The sequence below is a fragment of the Limosilactobacillus coleohominis 101-4-CHN genome (genome assembly GCF_000161935.1).
GTDB lineage: Bacteria > Bacillota > Bacilli > Lactobacillales > Lactobacillaceae > Limosilactobacillus > Limosilactobacillus coleohominis_A.
The window spans coordinates 25,106-26,515 of sequence record NZ_GG698806.1; the positions used below are offsets into that span (position 1 = coordinate 25,106).

Below are 1,410 nucleotides of genomic sequence, written 5' to 3' on the forward strand. Positions count from 1 at the left end.
TTTTGATTGCCCACCCGCATAGCGGGTGGTTTTTTGTTTCGCACGTGCGCTATCGCTTACGTACTCAACTAGGCCTAAAGGCAATAACAAAAGCAGTACCAAGCTTAAAGCTTGATACTGCTTGATTATCAGCTCGCATCAACAGGATTTGACACAGAGCCGTTTTTGTTAAAGTCTGTTGGTTAAAAGTATATAATTGCGGTAATTAACTGTCATCATTATTTGGTTGTTTTAAACTTACTTAAGTCAAAGTTCAATATACCGATTCTGATTTAGCTAAAATTTTACTCCACTTTACGTTCTGAATGTTCTTCATGGGACCGCATGAAACTGCTTTTGATTGCTTTCAAATTTCATTTACGAAGCTGAAGCATATTTTCGAGATGCATTGGCCTTTTCAATAATGAGTTTAGCCATATTAAGCTTTGACGAAACTTCTTTAAGCTTTTTCATCTCTATCGACGATAAACTCTGTAAATTATGATATAGTCTGTCTAAAGCAGTCTCCAATCGAATTAGTTGAGTTTCACTTTGTCGTAAATACCATTTGTTTTCAACATTATGTTGTTTTTGCAGACATGCGTTTTCGGTAATTCTTTCTTCATCTTTGATGATTGAGCGAATACCATGATGTATAGACTGAATATTCTTTTTAATTTTTCGTTGTGTAGCTCGGTCATGATTGGCTTGCAATTCTGTATTTAATTTAGCAATATAGCCTTCAATATTAGAAATTTTTTTGAACATTCGGTCAAGATCTTTTAATTCGCGTTTGGAGTAATTAGTCATTAAACTCCCCTCCAATCAGTCGTCGTATTTACCAGCTTTTTGTAAAATATATTTAGCCTTTTCTAGATAGTTATGTTCAGCTCGAAATGCCTTTATTTTTCCTCCTTCATTATCTGGAAGTTCATCAAGATTTTTTTCAAGTTCTTCATAGTGTTTTTCGAGATCCTTGATAACTGGTTCTTCATCTTCTATATAGATGTAGTGGTTTTGCGTTGAGTCTTTATGACCTTCGCCAGAATGTTCAATAATTTTTTCTTCGTCTTTGCTGACCTTTCGTGAGTGTTTCAATATGGATTTGATATCTTTAATTACCTCATGTTGAGCAGTTCGGTGTTTTTTATTATCAATACTATCTTCAATTTTAGTAATATGCCCTTCTGCATCTGCAATTTTTTTAGCAATTCGATCTAATGCCTTTAATTGGCGTTTTGCATAATCAACCATAATAATTACCTCCTATATTGTTTACACCTTAATTCTATGGGAGGTGATTAATAATCACAAATAAAACGTTTTCTAAAAAATCGTTTTCAAATTTTCTCTAAAGATAGCAAGGACTGTTACATAGTTTTCAAAAAAAGAATAGATATAAAGGTCCTTTTGAGTACTTTCAAGTTTCAG

General features: G+C 33.2%; 2 protein-coding genes. Both read right to left on the reverse strand.

From position 1 onward, the window contains the following. Positions 1–357: 357 nt before the first annotated feature. The gene (locus HMPREF0501_RS07455; RefSeq protein WP_006917392.1) at positions 358–789 is read right to left on the reverse strand and encodes a hypothetical protein; all 432 of its coding nucleotides are present in this window, start codon (positions 787–789) and stop codon (positions 358–360) included. Positions 790–804: 15 nt separating this feature from the next. Then, complete coding sequence (locus HMPREF0501_RS07460; RefSeq protein WP_006917393.1) at positions 805–1,233, reverse strand: hypothetical protein; 429 nt, start codon at positions 1,231–1,233, stop codon at positions 805–807. Between the last annotated feature and the right edge of the window lie 177 nt (positions 1,234–1,410).

Bases quoted from the DNA above. Each gene is read 5' to 3' on its own strand.
- HMPREF0501_RS07455 (WP_006917392.1), bottom strand. From the start codon at position 789: ATGACTAATTACTCCAAACGCGAATTAAAAGATCTTGACCGAATGTTC.
- HMPREF0501_RS07460 (WP_006917393.1), bottom strand. From the start codon at position 1,233: ATGGTTGATTATGCAAAACGCCAATTAAAGGCATTAGATCGAATTGCT.